Below are 18,968 nucleotides of genomic sequence, written 5' to 3' on the forward strand. Positions count from 1 at the left end.
TTTGAACTCGAACAATGGCCAGAGCTTTGCGCTGATCCCGTTGCAGGGGAGGCCGACCCTGCTGGTAAGCACCATGTCGGCCGACGGCGTGCGTTATCAGGCGGGCTTCTTCACCTGGTGGAGCAAGGGCAGGGGCGCGGATCTTTACGATGCCCGCGTCGATCCGGATCGACCGACTGTGCGCGGCTGCACGTCGTCACGGTGATCGAGGAAGGGACGGTCGTTGCGAGCGTCCCTTCGTTTAGCGAACTGTGGCGGCGCAAGTACTCGGCGCCGGCTTGCCTTCAAAGCGATCCGTCATCCAGGCCACCGCCTGCAGCGCGCTGTCGCTGCCGATGAAGCCATGGTGGACACCCGGCAATTCCAGGTATTGAACGCGGCTGCCGGCTTCGCAGAGCTGTTGCACATACGCCTGCGTGATGGCTGGCAGCACCAGGCGATCGGCTGCTCCCTGCGCGATGAAGACGGGGATCTGCGGCGGCAGCGGTTTGGCTTCATTGGCGTCGAGCAGCGACTTCCACGGTTCGATCGCGGTGACGTCCTTCACTGAGAGGAACTGCTGTTCGAGCGGGCGTTGCGAGTAGCGCCGTTCCAGCATGTCCAGCGGCGATTCGATGCATTCGTTCGACAGTGCATCCACGGCGGGCATCGCAGCAGGTTCGACCACTTGATCGATGGGCGCGCCGTAGACACGCTGCCATGACCACAAGGTCATCGCGGTGACGTTGCGACCGCCATCGGTATCCGCATCGTCGCGTAGCAGTGTCTTCAGATCCGTGGCGGGCGCCGCAGCAGCGACGCCGACCAACTGAAGTTCGGGCGCATAGCTTGCACTCAGCCGGCCGGTGAACAGCGCCGCCTGGCCGCCTTGTGAGTGACCCCATACGGCATAGCGTTCGCTGGCCTGTGCGTTGGGCACCTGATGGGCGGCGCGCACGATATCAATCACCGCGCGCGCTTCGCTGTCGCCCACCAGATAGGGATGCGGGCCTTCGGTGCCCAGTCCCGGATAGTCGGTCGCGGCCACGATATAACCATGCCGCACCATGTCGCGCAGACCCATCATGGTCTGGAATACAAAGCGCGCTTCGGAAGGCGCGCAGCGCGGCACCACGCCGGTGGTCGGGTGTGCCCAGGCAACCACCGGGCGACCGCTTGCGGGTGCGGGGTCGGCTGGGATCACGATGACGCCCGATACCGCGATCGGCTCGCCATGCACGCCGGTGGAGCGATAAAGCACGCGATAAGCGCTGGCGCCCAGCGGCGCACCATCCATCGCTTCGATTCGGAGAATGGAACCCGGCGCGCCCGTCACCTGGGTGGATTCGATGTTGTAGAACGCGCCATCAGCGTGCGCCTGAGGCATGCCTGCGCCGCTCCACATCGACAGGCCGGCCAGTCCCAGGATGGACAAGGCTACGGCGGTCGCGATCTTTCCTCGCTGCATGTTCATCGCGCTCATCCGACCGTCATCGCCCAGGTGATGAAGCCCGTGTTGATCACGGTGAACACCATGCCGGCGATAAAGATGCCGTCGGCCGTGTACTCCAATCGATGGTTGCGCTTGTGGTTGCGGGTGCGCAGCCCCCAGTAGGCAAGCAATGCCGAGGCGAGATACATCATGGCGTTGATGGCCAGCAGGTCGTCGCCCAACACGTCCTTGCTGCGCAGTGTCACCACCACGCGGAGAATGCCGACCACAGTCAGGCAGACGCCCACCATGGTCGAGGACGACGTGAAGATATGGACGCAGATGTCGTCGTCGAGCGCGCGCCGTTGGGCGTCGCGTTGCTCGCTTGCGGTGATGGTGGAAGGCAGCATGCGTCGGAAGGTGTTCATGGGCGATGCCAGGGGTGATGGCATCGAATTGTGGCGATCGGACGCTTGCGGGCGTTTCGGGTTTGCAGGGGCCTTTGTCAAATCGAACGATGGGGGCGCGGCGTGTCGGTCGGGGTGGACTTGATCGCCCGCATGCATACAATGCAACAATGAATCCATACACTGGACATGCTCGATGGCCAAGCCCCGCCCGCTGAGTTGGAAGCCTCGTTTGGCGGCTAACCGAGGGCCGATGTACCTGGCCATCGCCGACGCCATCGGCGAAGACATCCAGGCCGGCCGGCTATCGCCCGGCGACCGCCTGCCACCCATGCGCGCGCTGGCGGACTGGCTGGGTATCGACTTCACCACGGTCACGCGCGCCTATACCGAGGCGGCCCGGCGCGAACTGGTGGATGCGGAGGTTGGTCGCGGCACCTTTGTACGCAAGCGTGCCTTGCCCCCGCCGCGCACCGTGACGGTCGGCGCGGTCGAAATGAGCATGAATCACCCGCCGGAGTTCAACGACCCGGCCTTGCTCGCGCGCATGTGGCAAGGCATGCGCAGCGTGCAGGAGCGTGGGCCGGACCTGCTGATGCGTTACCAGCCGCCAGGCGGCAGCCCGTACGACCGTGAGGTGGGTGCGCGCTGGCTGGGCGCGCGCATACCCGGCATCGAGGCCGAACGCGTGCTGGTCTGCGCCGGCCTGCAAGGCGGTCTGCATTCGGTCCTGAGCATGTTGCTGTCGCCGGGCGATACGCTGGCGGTGGAATCGCTCACCTATCCCGGCGTGCGAGCGCTGGCAGCCTTGCTGCGCATCCGCCTGGTGCCGGTGCCGACGGACGAGCATGGCGTGGACCCGGCAGCGCTGGATGCGGTGTGCGAGTCGGAAGGCCCCAAGGCCTTCTACTGCATGCCAACGCTGCACAATCCCACCACAGTGACGATGCCGCTCGCGCGGCGCGAAGCGGTGGCGGCGGTGATGAAACGCCACAACCTGCCGATCATCGAAGACGACGACTACGGTTCATTGACCACCCAGGCGCCGCCGCCGCTGGCGACCCTGGCACCGGGCCTCACGTATCACATCGCCGGTCTCTCCAAATGCCTGTCGCCCTCGTTGGTGGTGGCCTATGTGGCAGCACCGGAAGCCTGGTCTGCGGCACGTCTCACTTCGGTGATGCGCGCCACCTCGGGTACGGTGTCGTCGTTGAGCGCCGCGGTCACTTCACGCTGGATCGAAGACGGCACGGCCGAACAGGTGGTCAAGGCGATACGCGCCGAAGCGAACCAACGGCTGGCGATCGCTGCACGCATGTTGCCGCCATCACAGGTGGTGGTACCTGCCGAAGGCTTTCATCTATGGCTGCGCCTGCCCGAGCCGTGGACCAGCGGTGAATTCGTGGGTGGCCTTCGTCATGCCGGCCTAGGCATCGTGGGCCATGAAGCATTCGGCGTGGGACGCTCGCCAGAGGCCGTGCGCCTTGCGCTGGGCGCATCGGCGACGCGCGAGCAGCTGAAGAATGGACTGGGCATGGTCGCCGATCTGCTGACCCAATTGCCGATGATGTCCTCGACCGTCGTGTGACGGTCGATCGTCGGTTCAGATCGTCGAGCGATGCAGCGGGATCACGGCCGCCCCGTTGAATGACGCCGGTACGCCGTTGTCCACCGCGACTTGCGGAAAGTAGTTGTCGCGGCGCCACAGGTGCGGCGTGGTGCCGGTGAAACGCTTGAACACCGTGGTGAAATGCGCCTGCGTGCAGAAACCCACTTCAAGCGTGACGTCGATCAGCGATCGGTGCGTGGATGCCAGCAAGGTCTTGGCGCGATCGATGCGGCACTGGAGCAAATAGTCGTGCGGACGCTGTCCCGTAGCCACACGAAACTGCGCCGCAAAATGCATGGGTGACAGGCCGGCGGCCGACGCCATGTCCGACAACGTGACAGGGTTTCCCAGATTTGCCTGGACGTAGTCGTGCACACGGTGCAGCCGCCAACGCGGCAGGGCAATGCGCCGTGGCTCGCTGCTGTGCAGATGCGCTTGCGCCAACAGATGGAAATAACGGGTCACGATGGGCGCCGCCACGCGCTCGGCGTATTGCCAGCCACACATCTTGTCGTCGGCGGCAAGCAGTGCGCGTCCCAGCTGCTCGATCACGGTGTCTTGCAGGAGATGGATAGGCGAGGGCGCCGCCATCAGGTGCAGCGAATCCGCAGCCACCGCCATGCGGCGCACGAAGGCTTCGGAAAGATGCAGGTGCAGGACTTCGCACGGCGCATCGAAACGCGCCTGCAGCTGCTGGCCGGGTGCACTCATATGAAAGCTGCCCGAGCGCCATTCGCCGTGATGCACGTCGTGCGTATCGGCAGTCAGCGCCAGCTGGGTCGAGCGCATGAAGATGCTCGCCACGTAGTAGCCGTGCGGACTCTGTGCGGCGTGCTCGCGCGACGTCGAGCGATGATCCGACCAGTGCGAGGCGACCACCGGATGGGCGGTCTGCTCCACATCGATGTCGGGCTGCCGCCAGGCGCGTTCGCCGTGAACGGCGACAGCGTGACGGCTCGCGGACGTGGCCGCATGACGGTGGGTACGGTGCCGGCCTGACGTGAGCGGCGCCTTGTGTGCGTAGAGCTGATGCATCTGTCCTTTCCTCCCAAAGGCGGACAACCATCGGAACCCCCTGCCTGTCCCACGCCATTGATTGGATCAATGTTGCAGGAAAGCGCGAATCGTATGCATACAATTTTGCCGAGTCAACTAGAAATTCGGCCTATGCCGGGTCGCGCACGTCGGCCTGAAACGCTCGTTTGAAGCCATTAAATGGCCGGATTATCGCGATTACATACTTGTCAGTATGTCTGGGCAAAGCTTTGAAAATTGTATGTATGAAGCTGGCCTAACCCCTCGCACGCGCGGGAGCCCGGTGGGGCGGGCAGCGGCCGCCCGGGATAGTTCCAGCCGTCTTTGACGCCTCCGCCGGCCACGTCGCCGTGCGATTTCGAAACGAATCCTGCGTAGCCACAAAAGTCGATGCGTTCCGGAAAACCCATGGCGCGCGCCGGTGGAACACTGCGCGCCATCCGAACTGGCGCCGTCATCGTTTTAGGTTGATTGACGCGCACGGCCAGCGGAACCGATCCACCCTCTGGAAATCGACATGATCACCAAGAGCACCACCCATGCACTCACCGCACTGGCCTGTGCGGTCGGGCTGGCCGTGGCCGCCACGCAGGTGTCGGCGGATGACGCCGGCAACGCGACCGCCCAGGCCACACCCTCGACGGTTCCCGCAGCTGCGCTGCTGCCGTCCAATCAGCTCGATTCGCTGGTCGCGCCGATTGCGCTGTATCCCGATGCGCTGGTCGCGCAATGCCTAAATGCGGCGACGTTTCCCGATCAGGTGTCGATCGCCCAGGATTGGCTGAGCGGCCACAGCGACCTCACCGGCGCCGACTTGGCCTCGGCGGTGAATGCGCAGACCTGGGATCCCAGCGTCAAGGCGCTCACCCAGTTTCCCAGTGTGCTGTCGAACCTGGCACAGAATCTCTCCTGGACCTCCAGCCTCGGGCAGGCGTATCACAACCAGCCTACCGACGTGATGGTGGCCGTGCAGGCCATGCGCGCGAAGGCGCAGGCGGCCGGCACGCTGAAGTCGACGCCGCAGATCAATGTGGTGCAGCAGTCGCCGCAGACCATCGTGATCCAGCCGGCCAATCCGCAGGTGGTGTATGTGCCGCAGTACAACCCGGCCGTAGTGTACGGCGTGCCCTATGTGGTGCCGTTCTACCGACCAGTGTTCGTGGCGCCGTCGCCCATCATCACCTTTGGTGGCGGCGTATTCATCGGTGCAGGGTTCAGCGCAGGCGTCGGGATCGTCGGCGGCGGTGGCGGTTTCCACTGGGGCTTCAATGCGTGGAACGTGAACTGGGGCGGTGGCGGTGGTGGCGGCACAGTCATCTACAACCACACGACTTATATCAACAACAACATCTGGCACGGCAACCACTACACGTATAACGGCTATCGTCCGTGGGGTCCGGGCCCGCATGGTCCGTGGCCTTATGGCCCGCATCCCTACGGCCCGCCGGTTCCCGGCAGCGCCGGCATGCGGCAGTACGACAACGCGCTGGCGCATCGCTATACCGCCGACGGCGGCGACACCTGGCGCCATGACGGCTACGGTCCGCGCGGTTCCGGCCCATGGGCGCCGGGCAGCCCGGCCATGAACCACTACGACAACCAGATGGCCAATCGCTATCCGGCCGACGGCGGCGACACCTGGAAACATGGCGGCTACGGCCCGATGGGCGCGGCGCGCGAAGGCTTCGGCCCGAACGGCGAGGGCTACCGCCACGACGCCGACGGCATCGGCATGCACGAGCCGGATCGCGGCAACGACGAGCGCTTCAACTCCTTCGCCGGCAACCGCGCGCATTCGGGTTGGAGCGGCAACGGCGCCTCCAGTCGCGCCGAAAGCTTCCGCGGTCACAACAGCATGGCGCATATGCGCGCGCCCTCGTTCCATGGCTTCGGTGGCCGTCGCCGTTGAGGCGACAACCATCCGGCCATCACCCACCTTCCAAGCAGGCAAACCATGAACTCTCATCTTTCGCTGTCTGGCGTGCGGTCGATCGCTCCGCGCGCGCTTTGCGGTCTCGCCATGGCTACGGCTGCGGCGCTCGGCCTGCTGCCATCGAGCCCGGCCATTGCCCAAGACATGGCGCAATACTTCGCCACGCCGGAACAAGCCGGGCAGGCGCTGGTGGATGCGGTGCGCGCAGGCGACGATCCGTCGCTGCAGTCGATCCTCGGACCCGATGCCGCGTCGGCGCTGTCGAGCGGCGACGCGGACGAGGACGCCAGCGCGCAGAAAGCCTTTGTGCGCAAATACGACGTGATGCATCGCTGGACCAAGCTGGCCGACGGCAGCGAGATTCTCTACGTGGGCGCGGACAACTACGCCTATCCGTTTCCGCTGAAGCAGCAAGCTGGTGCAGGCTGGCGCTTCGATGGCCTCGCCGGCACCGACGAGATGCAGGCCCGGCGCATCGGCAGCCACGAGCTGCTTGCCATGGATGCCGCCAATGCCATTGCGATCGCCGAAGAAAGTTACAAGGAGCGTGAGCACCAGTACACGACCCGCATCATGAGCAAGCCCGGCGCGCACGATGGCTTGTACTGGGCGGCAACGAAGGACGAACCGCCGAGCCCGCTCGGCAATCTGCGCGACGTACAGGCGTGTGCATCGTGTGCCGACGGCAGCCAGCTGTTCGACGGCTACGTGTTCCGCGTGCTCGATGCAAAGCAGGCCGGCAAGAGCACCAAGAGCTACGTGGTCGACGGCAAGATGACGGCTGGATTCGCCGTGTTGGCCACACCCGTGAAGTACGGCGGCACCGGCATCATGAGCTTCCTGATCGATCGCGATGGCGTGCTGTATGAAAAGGATCTTGGCGCCCAGACCAGCCAGGTCGCCTCCACCATCAAGGCCTATGACGTGCACGATGGATGGGCGCCGGCGGAGTAAGCCGGCAGTGCGCATCAGCGCAAGCTATTCGGCGGGGACGCCGGTGAAGCGAAGATGCTCTCTCGCCCAGGACAGCATCGCGATCACCGCCGAAAGGCTGACCAGGGCGATCACGATGCCCAGCAGTCGGCCCAATGCCGCGGTGGCATCGGGCGACCAGCCGTGATCCTGCACAAACACCATGATGAAGCCGACGCCAAATTGCGTGCCGATGTAGCTGACCTGGGCTGAGCCCGACTGGATATGCGCGGCCAGCCATACGCCGGCTGCCAGCACCAGCATGCACAGCACGGGAGCATGTCCAATCAACGGAAGCAGCGGTGCGGCGATCAATGCGGCGAACAGGCAGCCAAGCACGCGGTTGAACATGCGCAGGTGCACTTCGTGCGTCGCTGTCCCTTGCGTGAGTGCCGGTAGCGGCACCAGCAACACGGCGACGACGGAAACCAGGGCCTGCGGCAGGCTGGGCAGGGCGTGCAACTGGTTGATGCCTGCCAACAGCGCCACGCAGGCCGCTCCCTGAAACGCCTGCCAGGCCCTCAGGCGGCGCGATCCGCGCGCAGGCGGGAATACCAGTTTCGCTTCACCTGTTGCCGTGGCCTTGGCTGGCCCGGGAGGCTCAGCCGATCTGCGTCGGAGCCAGGCAAGGCCGTGCGCTGCCAGCGCCACCAGCAGGGTGGAGCCGACGCCGATGGCAACATCGATCACTCGATCGAGTGCAAGCCGCGAAAGCGAGGAAACCTGGTTCGCCGCGCTCAACACCATGAGCGCGGTCACCGTACCGAGGATCCAGCTATAGGCCCGTGGCGATCCGATCATGTTGTAGATGCCAACGCCTGCCACGATGGCCAGGGCCAGCACTGTCAGCGTCGCATGACCCAACAGCCGCGGGGCCAGCAAAAAGGCAAGCGCTGCACCTGCCAGCGTGCCCGCCATGCGTTCGGCGCAACGGACCAGAATTACCCGGAGCTCGGCCCGAAACACCACGTAGGCACTGAGCGCAACCCACCAACGATCGTTCAAATGGAACAGGTCGGCCAAGCCGACCGCCAGCACGACGGAGAGCACGGTCTGCCCGCATACCGCGGCGCGCTTGCCGCGCACGCGCACCAGCCGAAGCTCATCGGCGATGCCTTTGGAAACCAGTCGCAGGTGTTCGCGGGGCCACTGGGCCTGCATGGAGAGATCGACTCCGATCGCCAGATGGGAGTCATTGTGATCGAGTGGCGCGGCCGCGCCAAACCAATCAATAGACGGTGAGGGCGCAATAGGCCCGCTGATAGATCATCTCCACCGATTCGAACGCCGACTTGTTGGCGCCGCAATCCGGGCAGCGCCAGCTCCTGGGCACGGCCTCCCAGGCGGTCTGCGGGGCAATGCCGGAAGACGGGCAACCCTTGCTTGCTTCGTACAGCCTGCCGCAGCGGGTGCACAGCACGTCATCGACGCATGCGTGGTTCATGGACAGAATCTCCTTTGCGTTCAAGCCGACGGGTTCGATCTCCGTGGGCTTGGCAGGCATTCTGCGCATGCGCATGTCGAGTTATTTGCTGGTGTGCACGTTCCTTTTCAGAAGGCACGGCGTCGTTGCGGCGCGCGGTCAGACCACGAGTTTCAACAACTGCGTAAGAATGACCTTGGCAGGAATCACCGTCAGAAAGATGGGCGCGAACGGGAGGAGGGTGGCGAGAGCGAGCGCCAGCGCCGCACGCGCATCGAACAGCACGGGGCGCATGGCGTAGACATTGGCTGTGACGCTATACAGATCGGTAGTGGAAGAGAAATCAGGTTTCTCCAGTGATTCCGTATCGACCACGCTGCCAGACCTCAGCCATTTGTTTTCAAATTGCGTACCCAGGCGGCTGGCCAGTGCGCCGTACTCGAAGATGCCGCGTCGCCAGGCCATCAGCAGCATGCGTCCAAAGACCAGCGGCGGCATGAGAAAAATAACCACGACCACCGCCGCCGCTGCCAGTGGAGTTGCCGGGTGGTCAAGGGGATTGAGTCCCAGATGAAAGACCTCGTTGGCGAAGGTGCCTGCGATGATGATGCCGATGGCCAGCGCCAGCGGCGCGAACATGCGCGGCGAGAAGGCGACAAACAGCAGTCCGCCAGCCTTGTCGGGGTGCGAGGCCACCAGGTGCAGCCCCATGTGCGAGACCTGACGCAGAAAGCGCATCCATACGAACACGCGCCACACCCAGCTCAGCAGCAAACCCAGCAGCAGCGGCAGGCTGATCAACATATGCCACCAGCCGGCGAGCGACAGATGCGGCGAATTGGGTGCGTAGTGCCAGATCGGCAGCACGTTCTGACGTACGGTGATCGCGATAGTGATGACAAACGCATAGACGATGAACGTCATGGCTGTAGACGGCCATACGCCAAGACTCAGGCGGCGGGTCGAGGCAACAGCTTCATCGAAGCGCGTCTGATCGGATGCGTCGATGATATTGGAGGTGAGGAAGTGCTGCGCCGTCAGGTCCAGCCGCGGCAGGATGATGTATTCGCAAAGGATCAGGATCGGAACCGCTAAAACAAAGCGCGCATGCACGGCGATATCGGTAAAAAAGGCGTGCAGCAACTCGTCGTGACCCGTCAGCAAGGCCTGTGCGGCGCAGAGCAGGCCGAGCGGAATCCATGCCAACCCCACCGCGATAAGCACGCGACGCAATGCCTGGGTGCGATGCGCTGGCTTGATCAGGCGTAGTCGCCGCAAGACGGCGACATGCTTGGGCTCTTCGAAAATGCTCGAATGGGGATCGCTCACGCCGGCAGCTCCTGCAGCACGTTGATGCTAGAAGTGCCAGGCCACGCTTAGCGCAGGGCCGCTCAGTTCCACTTGCTTGAGGAATTTGTCGCCGCTGCCTTGCTTGTATTCGACATCGCGGTAATTGAGCGCGATATCGCCCCAGTGAAACGCGTAGGCCACGCCGATCATGGCCTGATAGGTGTTGTCCGAGCTGCCCGCGCCAACATCGACGTAGTAAGGGAAGAACCAGTGGCTATCGGCGAACGGCGACCAGCGGCCGCGAATGCCGATGATGCCATCGGTGACATGCGTCTGGTTATTGAGATGACCGCTGTTTTCGATATCCAGCCGGCCACCATTACCGGTCAGGTTGAAGTTCCAATCCAGATTGCCTTTGATCCACAAGTAGCGCATGCCGAACACAAGGTCGATATAGCCCTGCTGCCCATGGGCCATGGTGTAAAGGCCGGCCAAAGTCACCATGCCGCCCTTGATGCCCCAGCGCGTATCGAGATTCGCATCGCCGCCGATGCGGTCGCCGCCGATCCGGGTGAAGCGTCCCTTTTCGTCGGAAAACTTCACCCAGTCGAAGTCGCCATAGAAGCCCCAATCACCCTTGCGCACGGTGCCATCGATCATGAAGGCGCCGCTGAGATAATCGAAGATGTCGTTATTGGTTTTCTGTTCGACCGTGCCGCCATTGTTGGGCAGCTGATAGCGCGTCTTGGCGCTGATGCCCGGCAGCCAGCCGTAGGGCTGGATGCTGCCATGCCAATCGCCATCCCAGTAGTCGGGCGTGTCCGCCTTCGCCGATGACACCGCAAAGCCCATGACGCAGGCCGCTGCCAAGAGGGCGCGGGAAAAGCTGAGTCGCGAATTCCGGAGGCGGCGCATGGAGGTCATCCTTAAAGGTCGGCAATCGACGCTATGGTCGTGCTCTGTTCCACAGACTCCCAGCGAACTACTACTTACCTGCGGACGGTAAATCTACGGATACCGCGACCCTCAGGCAGGGCTCGCCGTTCTTTTAAGTAGTTTTACTGGAGTCGTTTGCGCATAAATGCAGTGGTCAATGCGTCGTGCGACGTATCAAGCTGGTGCAAGCGCGTGAGCGGCACCGGAGCGGCACCATGAACACGACTGGGAAGCACGGATTCTGGCGGGTCTTCTTGCTATGTCTCGTATGCCTGCCGCTGATGATCGCGGGTCCCGTGGCCGCACAGAGTACGCAAGGCGCCCCTGCCGCCCAAAGCGGTACGCAGAAGAGTTTCTCCACCCAGCAACTTGATCAGATGCTCGCCCCCGTGGCCTTGTATCCGGATGCGTTGCTCTCGCAGATCCTGATGGCCTGTACCTACCCTGGCAATGTGGCTGACGCTGCCGCGTGGTCGGCGGCGCATCCCAAGACGCAGGGCGACGACGCGGTGAAACAGGTCGCCAACACGGCCTGGGATCCCAGCGTGCAATCGCTGGTGGCTTTCCCGCAGGTGCTGGCGCAAATGAAGCAGCAACCCGAATGGGTGCAGAACGTGGGCGACGCCTTTCTTGCGCAGCCCGATGACGTGATGGCCTCGGTGCAGCGTCTGCGCGCGCAGGCCCAGAAGGCTGGCAATCTCAAGACGACCGAGCAGCAAAAAGTGGTGGTGCAGCAAGCGCCGCCCACGGCTGCGGCGCCGAGCACCACGGTGATCCAGATCGAGCCGACCAATCCGGAAGTGGTGTACGTACCGTCGTATAACCCGACCGTGGTCTACGGTACCTGGGCCTATCCCAGCTATCCGCCCCCTTATTGGCCGCCACCGCCGGGCTACTACTATCCGGTCGCCACCGGATTGGCGGCGGGCATTGCCTTCGGCGTGGGCGTTGCCGCCGTCAACTCGCTGTGGGGCGGTTTCAACTGGGGTCATGGCGACGTCGACATCAACGTCAACCGCTACAACAACATCAACAACGTCAACAACCGCATCAGCGGCAACGGCAACAACAGGCAGACGTGGAACCACAACCCGTCCAATCGGCGCGGCACGCCTTATCGCGACCAGGGCAGCCGTGAGCGCTATGGGCAGGGCGTCGGTGGCGCCAATCAGCGCGAGGCTTTCCGCGGCAACGACGCGAATCGCCAGCGCGCACTGCAGAGCTTCGATCGCTCCACCGGCAACGGCTCATCGATGGCAGCGCGGCGTGGTGCCGGTGAGACGGGCGCGGCACTCAATCGGCCATCGGGTGGCAATCGACCTGGTGGTGGCCAGGGCGCCGCCGGCGGCGCGGATCGCGGCAACCTCGGCGGCGCGGATCGAGGGAACCTCGGCGGTCAGGGGCGTGGCGATCTGGGCGGACAGACGCGCGAACGCGGCAACGCCGGTGGGCAGCAACACGGCAACTTCGGTGGTGATCGTGCATCGCAGGGGCCCCGCAACAACGCGTTCAGTGGCGGGCAATCGCCAGGTTCGGCGCATACGCAGATGAATCGCGGGCAATCCAGTCAGCGTTCGATGTCGCAGTCCCGTGGCGCCGGCGCTGGTGCTGGCAGGCAGATGTCCCGACCTGCCCCGGCACGGGCAGGTGGCGGCGGCCGTCGTCGTTGAGGAGCATGACCATGAATCGCACTCCCATGATCCGTCGCCTGGCCTTGAGCACGATGTTCTGGGCTGGCTGTGTCCTTTGCGGCGCCGCGTTGGCACAACAGGCGAGTTACCCAACGGCGGATGACGCCGCTGGCGCCTTCGTGCAGGCCGTGCGCAATCACGACCAGGCGGCACTCGCCAAGGTGCTGGGCAATAACTGGAAGGATTACATCCCGACCGAAGGAATCGATCAGGACGATGTCGATCTGTTCCTCAAGCGCTACGACGAAAGCCATCGCATCGAAACGGTCGACGGCAAGTCTCATCTGGATGTGGGCACGGAGAAGTGGGTGCTGCCCATGCCGCTGGTCAAGGGGAAGGACGGCTGGCATTTCGATCTGGCGGCAGCGCAGCAGGAGATACGCACGCGCCACATCGGGCAGAACGAACTCGCCGTCGAGCAGGCCATGCTGGCCTACTACGACGCGCAGCGCGACTACGCCTCGCAAGACCGGGACGGCGACAAAGTACTGCAGTACGCGCAGCACCTGCTCAGCACGCCGGGCAAGCACGACGGCTTGTACTGGCCCGTCAACGACAACGAGCCGCCGAGTCCGCTAGGCCCGAAATTTGCCAACGTGGTGCCGGGGCAGGGCTATTACGGCTACCACTACCGGATCCTGACCGCGCAGGGCGGTTCCGCTCCCGGCGGCGCCTACAACTACCTGGTCGGCAGTCGCATGACCAACGGCTTCGCGTTGATTGCGTGGCCAGCGCAATACGGCGAGACCGGCGTGATGAGTTTCATGGTCAGCCACGACGGCCAGGTGTTTGAGAAGGATCTGGGCAAGAACGGCGGCAACATCGCGCAGTCCATGAAGAGCTTCGACCCGGACAGCAGCTGGAAGGAAGTCGACGTGCCTGCTGCCAATTGATGCACGCGCCAGCGCGGTGAGCGCCCGTCGGCGTGGATGGCCGGCGAGCTCGCTACGTGCTTTTACTGAGCGTAATGCCGAGAATTTTCGCTGTCCGCAAAACGCCGGCTCCGGCAGAGTCTTTCCATCGCCCATGGCGGATGGTGCATCGATGGAGAAGTCATGAGGTCGCGCCCAGCGCTAGCAGCTTGCCTGCTGGGCGCATGCCTGCAGGTAGGCGCTGCGCTGCATGCGCAGGACGCACCCGCGGTTGCAGCGACCGCCGATAAGAGCCAACCGTTGTCGCCGACGGCTCCTGTGACGCAGGCCGAGGACACCCAAGCTTCATGGTGGAGCCGTTTTCGCGACCCCCAAGACAGCTCCGTCGACATGTCGCGCTGGCTGCTGCAGCACAAGGGCGCGCTGCTGGTTCCCATCATCATCACCGAGCCTGCCGTGGGCGACGGCGGCGGACTGGCCGCGGTGTTCTTCCATACCCCTAAACAATCGGAGGCATCCAAGCAAAGCGGCTTGCGCATTCCGCCAGACATCTACGGTGCCGCCGCCTTCAAGACCGAAAACGGCACCTGGGGTTACGGCCTGGGCGGTACGTTTCATTTCAAGGACGACACCTGGCGCTATGCGGGCCTGGTCGCCAAGATCAACGTCAACCTGGACTACTACACGCAGGGCTTGCTGCTGGGCCCGCACAAGATCGGCTACAACCTCGACGGCATCTTTTCCTACCAGCAGGTCTCGCGCCGGCTCGGCACGAGTGATTTGTTTCTCTCGGCGCGATGGCTATACATCGATCTGGATAATCGACTCAATATTCCCAGCGACGATCAGTACTTCAAGCCCAAAGAGTTCGCCAGCAAGTCGTCGGGACTCGGGCTGGGCCTGGGCTACGACTCCCGCGACAACACGCTCACACCGTCAAGCGGATGGTTTTGGCGACTGGAGGCGACCGATTACGCACCAGCCTTCGGCAGCGACACCAGCTTCCAGAGCTATCGCGGCCGCGCCTACGGATATTTCAAACTGGGCCAGGATTGGGTGCTTGGCACGCGTGTGGACTATCGCTCTGTGCGTGGCGATGTGCCGTTCTATCAACAGCCGTCGATCGATCTGCGCGGCATTGCCTATGGCCGCTACCAGGATCAGAACGTTGGCATGCTCGAGGCGGAGCTGCGCTGGAACTTCACGCCTCGATGGGCGTTACTTGGGTTTGGCGGCGCGGGCAAGGCGTGGGGACGCACGTTGGATTTCGGCGATGCGAGCACACACACGGCCGAGGGTGTTGGCGTCCGCTATCTGGTCGCGCGGGCCTTGGGCCTCCACGTCGGCCTGGATTGGGCGTGGAGCGAAGGCGACCACGCGTATTACATCCAGGTGGGAAGCGCATGGCGATAGCGTCGTCCGCCCTGGCACGAGCGGACAACGCGATGGCGCGAGCCGGTTCAACCGGTGGTGTAACCCTTACCCTTCATGCACGCGCTATACGCCTGGCCAAGGTTGGCGGAGTTCTGGTTCTGCGTGGCCGCCGAGGCTGCGTTTTGTTCGCGCTTCTGTTGCCGTGCACGCACACCGCCAGCCACGACACCGGCGGTAGCGCCCACGCCAGCACCATGTCCGGCATCGCCGTTGGCGACACCACCAATTACGGCACCGGCAGCGGCGCCACGCGCTGCGCCGGCAACACGCTGACCACCACCCACGGCCGGCCCGGTCTGTGGCGGAGGAACCGCCTGCTGGGGTGCGTTGGTCTGGGCCCAGGACATGCAGGCGCTCTTGTCGGCCTCCTGCTGGTTGGCATTCTGTCCTTTGGCCGGGTAAGTCGGCGGCAGTTGCTGAGCGGATGCGGCGCCGGTGACCAGGGCGAGCGAGAGGCCGATGATGCGAAGGCTTTGGTTTGTCATGGTGCTACTCCTTGCAGCGTCTTGAAGAGGCTGAGCGCCATCAGCTCGGCCTGAGCGTGAGAAGGAAAGGTCTGCGCTAAAAAAAGGATTCGTCCGCCGCCATGTCCATGTCGCCTGGCGCCACCGGAATGAGCCCGAGGCGCTCCGCCTCACGGATGAGCGCCACGCCGCTGTGTACGCCCAGCAGATCGAGCAGCGACTGGCGGTGGCTTTCCACCGTGCGCACCGAAATGCCCAGCTCGGCGGCGATCTCGCTGGTGCGCTTGCCTTTGGCCATCGACTCGATGACTTCGCGCTGCCGACGGGTCAGCCGTCGCAGCGATTCGGGTGCTTCAAGCAGGGTTGCCATCAACTGCGGGCTGACGAACTGGTTGCCCGCACAGACTTCGGCCATCGCGTTGAACAGCTCGCTGCTCGGCGACTGCTTCAGCACATAACCGTTCGCGCCCGCCTGCATGGCTTCGCGCACGATCAAGGGTTCACTGTGGGTGGACAGAACCACCACCGGAATATCGCTGCCCAGGCGTCGCAAGCGCTGCAAAGCCTGCAAGGCGCTGAAGGGAGGCATGGCGATATCCGTGATGACCAGGTCGATTTGTCCTGCCAGCACGGCCTCCATCAAGGCTTCGCCGTCGTGCACAAGGAGGACGGAACTGGTGCGCTTGGCCAGCAGGCCGGCCAGGCCCTCGGCGACGCAGCGATGCTCGTCGGCAAGCAGTACCCGCAGCTTGCGAGTACTCCTGGAAGCCATGCGCACCGTCGCTTTCATGCGGTCGCCGGCCAGTCGTTGTCAGCGAGCCAAACGGATGTCGCGGCGAGCCTCGCAGCGCCACAGGGCGCAGCAAGGGTGCCCGGACAAGGAGGAGGGCACGTAGATTTCATGATCGATCGGATCCCCGTTGGGCCGCAACTCGTTCCAGCCCAGCTTGGCCCGTCGATGCCCGCTTGGTAAGCGAACTTTCACTCAAAGGGGGTCAGTAAATTTACTCAAGACCGCGTGAAATCGTGGATTTTTGCGCGTGGACAGCGTCAGGAGGACCGGCCCTGCGCCGCCGCGAATTCGCTGATTTCATGAGACTAAGCCGGCGCCCCGATCGCTGATGCCGCGCGAGCTTCGTAGAACTACGTAAATCATCACGGTGCGACGACGGTCGTCGTGGGGAAATGCGGAAGGAATTCGGTGGACCGACGCTCAATACTCGCAGCGGCGACAGCTGCCACTGGCAGCAGGACGAAGGGATGCTCGGGGCAGAGGGGATCATGAGCGGGAAAGCACCGATCGGTGCATTGTCCCAGCAACTGATACGTGGTCTGGGCGCGGGCCTGGCCGCGGTGCTGGCGCAATGGATGTCGCTGGTGTTGTGGGATCACACGCGCGATTTCCAGATCATCTGGCTGCCCGGTCCGTTGCTGCTTGCGCTGTTGCTGTGCGCACCCTATCGCTACTGGCTCGCCAACAACGCGGGCTGGTTTATCGGCATGACGCTGATGTCTTTGATGGCGAACCTGCCGGTGCAGGGCCTGGCCGTCGCCCACGTGGGCGTGATCTTGCTGGTCACCGTCGCCGCCTGGGGGGTTGGCCAGCTGCGTGAAGAGCAGCCCATCGGCAATTTTCAGCAGCTGCTGGTGTTTGTGCTGGTTGCCGTCATTGCGCTGCCCGCTGCAACGGGCGCGGCGGTGTCGTGGTTGTCCACGCAGGTCGACTTGCCGTTCTGGCTATCAAGGCAGTGGTGGCATGTGGCGCTGGCCAATGCGCTCGGCTATGTGCTGCTGACGCCGGCCATCCTTAGCCTGGTCAATCCCGGCTCGTCGTTGCGACGCGATAGGCTGCCGGGCTGGAATATGCCGTTGATCACAGCCGCGGCGCTCGTTGTGCTCTGGCTGGCATGGCGCGAACTGGGCGACTACCCGACAACGAGACCACTGCTGCTGTTGGCGCCCGTGCCATTGGCGATCTTTGTGGCCTTGCGGGCGCAAGTGGTGGGCACCTGCGTGGTCAATCTTCTGGTCGGCCTGCTCGCCATCCAGTTGAGTCTGGAACATGAAGGCCCGTTCGTGCAGCCGCAAGCGGAACTCACCACCATCAGCGTACAGCTGTGGATGCTTGGCGTATCGGTGGCTTCGCTCTACCTCGCCGCCCTGGTCGAACAGCGACGGGCGACACAGCGCGATCTAAGCGTTACCAACACCGAAGTGCGCGAGCTGGCCGGACGCCTGATCGTGGCGCAGGAACAGGAGCGTGCGCGCATTGCGCGCGACCTGCACGACGATATCAACCAGCGTCTGGCGGTGGCGTCGATCCGGCTGAGCGCTCTACGTCGCAAGGTGGATGAGAGCAACAAGCAGGACGTGAGCCGACTTCAGAGCGACCTGATTGCGCTGTCAGAGGATGTGCGCCATCTGTCGCACGACCTGCATCCAAGCATGCTCTCGCAGACCGGGCTCACTGCTGCGCTGGCGGGCCTGTGCCAGAACGTGCGTCACCGCAACGGTCCCGCGATCGAGCTGCGGGTATCGCCGTATGCGAAGGATCTTCCCGAGGATGTCGCGCTCTGTCTCTATCGCGTTACCCAGGAAGGACTCGGCAACGCATTGCGCTACGCAGACGCGCAGCGCGTTGAAGTGGCGCTGCAGATCGAGCATCACCAGGTGGATCTCACCATCGTCGACAACGGCAAGGGATTTGTCACCGAAGGGGAGGGGCGTCGAGGGCTCGGGCTGCTGAGCATCGACGAACGCACGAAGCTGCTGGGCGGCAGCTGCCGATTGCAATCAACTCTGGGCAAAGGGACTGAGTTATGCATACGAATTCCGCTAGGAACCCAAGGGTCGGCGTGAGGCCAACCCTGATCATTGCCGACGACCACCGCATGGTGGCCGAGGGCGTGCAGCACATCCTCGACGAGGATTTTGATCTGCAGGACATCGTGGCTGATGGCGAGGCCCTGATCGACGCCGTGCAGCGGATAAAGCCGGACCTGGTCGTCGCCGACATCAACATGCCGCGCTGCAACGGCATGGACGCGCTGAAACGGCTCCGCCAGGCTGGCTTCGACACGCGCTTCGTCTTCCTCACCATGCATATGGAGCCGGCGCTGGCCGTCGCTGCGCTGCGCGCGGGTGCGCGGGGCTACATCCTGAAGAACTCAGCGGGCGAAGATCTGCGCAATGCGGCACAGCAGGTGATGGCCGGCGGTACCTATGTGACGCCGGCGTTGGGCGCGCGTTATATCAGCGGCCAGATGACCGATATGCGCAATCTCACCTCCAAGCAATTGCAGGTGCTTCGACTGGTGGGCGAAGGCTTGCGCTCCAAGCAGATCGCGCTGCAGCTTGGGCTGTCGGTGCGCACCGTCGAGGCGCACAAATACACCATGATGCAGGTGCTCGGCGTGCATTCCACGCTGGAACTGGTGCGTCGCGCGCAGGATCTCGGGCTGCTGTTCTAAACGGACGTTAGGCTATTGGCA

Annotated in this window: 18 protein-coding genes; 9 read left to right on the forward strand and 9 right to left on the reverse strand. The window is 63.8% G+C overall.

Annotated features, from left to right (window positions below; all coding sequences use genetic code 11):
* Position 1 precedes the first annotated feature (1 nt).
* On the forward strand, positions 2 to 205 hold the full coding sequence (locus AC1DMY_RS08330) for an MliC family protein (protein WP_477164489.1): 204 nt from the start codon (positions 2 to 4) through the stop codon (positions 203 to 205).
* Positions 206 to 241: 36 nt separating this feature from the next.
* On the opposite strand, the gene AC1DMY_RS08335 is transcribed toward AC1DMY_RS08330, so the two are convergent.
* Together AC1DMY_RS08335 and AC1DMY_RS08340 are read right to left on the reverse strand one after the other, a co-directional pair.
* Complete coding sequence (locus AC1DMY_RS08335) at positions 242 to 1,453, reverse strand: alpha/beta fold hydrolase (RefSeq protein WP_477164490.1); 1,212 nt, start codon at positions 1,451 to 1,453, stop codon at positions 242 to 244.
* A 5-nt stretch (positions 1,454 to 1,458) separates the two neighbouring features.
* Complete coding sequence (locus AC1DMY_RS08340; protein ID WP_477164491.1) at positions 1,459 to 1,839, reverse strand: hypothetical protein; 381 nt, start codon at positions 1,837 to 1,839, stop codon at positions 1,459 to 1,461.
* 175 nt (positions 1,840 to 2,014) lie between these two features.
* Here AC1DMY_RS08340 and AC1DMY_RS08345 point away from each other — a divergent pair, with 175 nt between their 5' ends.
* Complete coding sequence (locus AC1DMY_RS08345) at positions 2,015 to 3,406, forward strand: aminotransferase-like domain-containing protein (RefSeq protein ID WP_477164492.1); 1,392 nt, start codon at positions 2,015 to 2,017, stop codon at positions 3,404 to 3,406.
* Positions 3,407 to 3,421: 15 nt separating this feature from the next.
* Here AC1DMY_RS08345 and AC1DMY_RS08350 read toward each other — a convergent pair whose 3' ends face one another.
* A complete protein-coding gene (locus AC1DMY_RS08350; RefSeq protein WP_477164493.1) occupies positions 3,422 to 4,462 on the reverse strand; it encodes an AraC family transcriptional regulator in 1,041 nt (346 codons plus the stop codon).
* Positions 4,463 to 4,979: 517 nt separating this feature from the next.
* Between AC1DMY_RS08350 and AC1DMY_RS08355 the strand changes: the two genes are divergently transcribed.
* Complete coding sequence (locus AC1DMY_RS08355) at positions 4,980 to 6,371, forward strand: DUF3300 domain-containing protein (RefSeq protein WP_477164494.1); 1,392 nt, start codon at positions 4,980 to 4,982, stop codon at positions 6,369 to 6,371.
* 45 nt (positions 6,372 to 6,416) lie between these two features.
* On the forward strand, positions 6,417 to 7,349 hold the full coding sequence (locus AC1DMY_RS08360; protein WP_477164495.1) for a DUF2950 family protein: 933 nt from the start codon (positions 6,417 to 6,419) through the stop codon (positions 7,347 to 7,349).
* 24 nt (positions 7,350 to 7,373) lie between these two features.
* On the opposite strand, the gene AC1DMY_RS08365 is transcribed toward AC1DMY_RS08360, so the two are convergent.
* From AC1DMY_RS08365 to AC1DMY_RS08380, 4 genes are all read right to left on the reverse strand, one after another.
* The gene (locus AC1DMY_RS08365; RefSeq protein WP_477164496.1) at positions 7,374 to 8,528 is read right to left on the reverse strand and encodes an FUSC family protein; all 1,155 of its coding nucleotides are present in this window, start codon (positions 8,526 to 8,528) and stop codon (positions 7,374 to 7,376) included.
* Between the two features lie 67 nt (positions 8,529 to 8,595).
* Complete coding sequence (locus AC1DMY_RS08370) at positions 8,596 to 8,811, reverse strand: rubredoxin (protein WP_477164497.1); 216 nt, start codon at positions 8,809 to 8,811, stop codon at positions 8,596 to 8,598.
* 138 nt (positions 8,812 to 8,949) lie between these two features.
* The gene (locus tag AC1DMY_RS08375; RefSeq protein ID WP_477164498.1) at positions 8,950 to 10,119 is read right to left on the reverse strand and encodes a hypothetical protein; all 1,170 of its coding nucleotides are present in this window, start codon (positions 10,117 to 10,119) and stop codon (positions 8,950 to 8,952) included.
* A 27-nt stretch (positions 10,120 to 10,146) separates the two neighbouring features.
* Positions 10,147 to 10,995 (reverse strand): hypothetical protein, encoded by an 849-nt coding sequence (locus AC1DMY_RS08380; protein WP_477164499.1) that lies wholly within the window; start codon positions 10,993 to 10,995, stop codon positions 10,147 to 10,149.
* A 236-nt stretch (positions 10,996 to 11,231) separates the two neighbouring features.
* On the opposite strand from AC1DMY_RS08380, the gene AC1DMY_RS08385 reads away from it, so the two are divergent.
* The 3 genes from AC1DMY_RS08385 to AC1DMY_RS08395 all read left to right on the forward strand — a co-directional run bounded on the left by AC1DMY_RS08385 (position 11,232) and on the right by AC1DMY_RS08395 (position 14,992).
* Positions 11,232 to 12,686 carry a DUF3300 domain-containing protein gene (locus AC1DMY_RS08385; RefSeq protein ID WP_477164500.1) on the forward strand — a complete coding sequence of 485 codons (1,455 nt, stop codon included), beginning with the start codon at positions 11,232 to 11,234 and terminating at the stop codon, positions 12,684 to 12,686.
* An 11-nt stretch (positions 12,687 to 12,697) separates the two neighbouring features.
* Positions 12,698 to 13,600, forward strand: a complete 903-nt coding sequence (locus tag AC1DMY_RS08390) for a DUF2950 domain-containing protein (protein ID WP_477164501.1) — start codon at positions 12,698 to 12,700, stop codon at positions 13,598 to 13,600.
* Between the two features lie 162 nt (positions 13,601 to 13,762).
* Positions 13,763 to 14,992 (forward strand): BamA/TamA family outer membrane protein, encoded by a 1,230-nt coding sequence (locus AC1DMY_RS08395; protein WP_477164502.1) that lies wholly within the window; start codon positions 13,763 to 13,765, stop codon positions 14,990 to 14,992.
* Positions 14,993 to 15,039: 47 nt separating this feature from the next.
* On the opposite strand, the gene AC1DMY_RS08400 is transcribed toward AC1DMY_RS08395, so the two are convergent.
* Together AC1DMY_RS08400 and AC1DMY_RS08405 are read right to left on the reverse strand one after the other, a co-directional pair.
* Positions 15,040 to 15,498, reverse strand: coding sequence for a hypothetical protein (locus tag AC1DMY_RS08400; protein WP_477164503.1), 459 nt, complete (start codon positions 15,496 to 15,498; stop codon positions 15,040 to 15,042).
* Between the two features lie 76 nt (positions 15,499 to 15,574).
* Entirely contained in the window at positions 15,575 to 16,267 is a 693-nt protein-coding gene (locus AC1DMY_RS08405) for a response regulator (RefSeq protein ID WP_477164504.1), read from the reverse strand.
* A 491-nt stretch (positions 16,268 to 16,758) separates the two neighbouring features.
* On the opposite strand from AC1DMY_RS08405, the gene AC1DMY_RS08410 reads away from it, so the two are divergent.
* Positions 16,759 to 18,336, forward strand: coding sequence for a sensor histidine kinase (locus tag AC1DMY_RS08410; protein WP_477164505.1), 1,578 nt, complete (start codon positions 16,759 to 16,761; stop codon positions 18,334 to 18,336).
* Positions 18,333 to 18,947, forward strand: coding sequence for a response regulator (locus AC1DMY_RS08415; protein ID WP_441602424.1), 615 nt, complete (start codon positions 18,333 to 18,335; stop codon positions 18,945 to 18,947). The genes AC1DMY_RS08410 and AC1DMY_RS08415 overlap by 4 nt, the downstream gene beginning before the upstream one ends.
* Positions 18,948 to 18,968: the final 21 nt, after the last annotated feature.

It is taken from the genome of Dyella sp. 01L423, assembly GCF_056399945.1.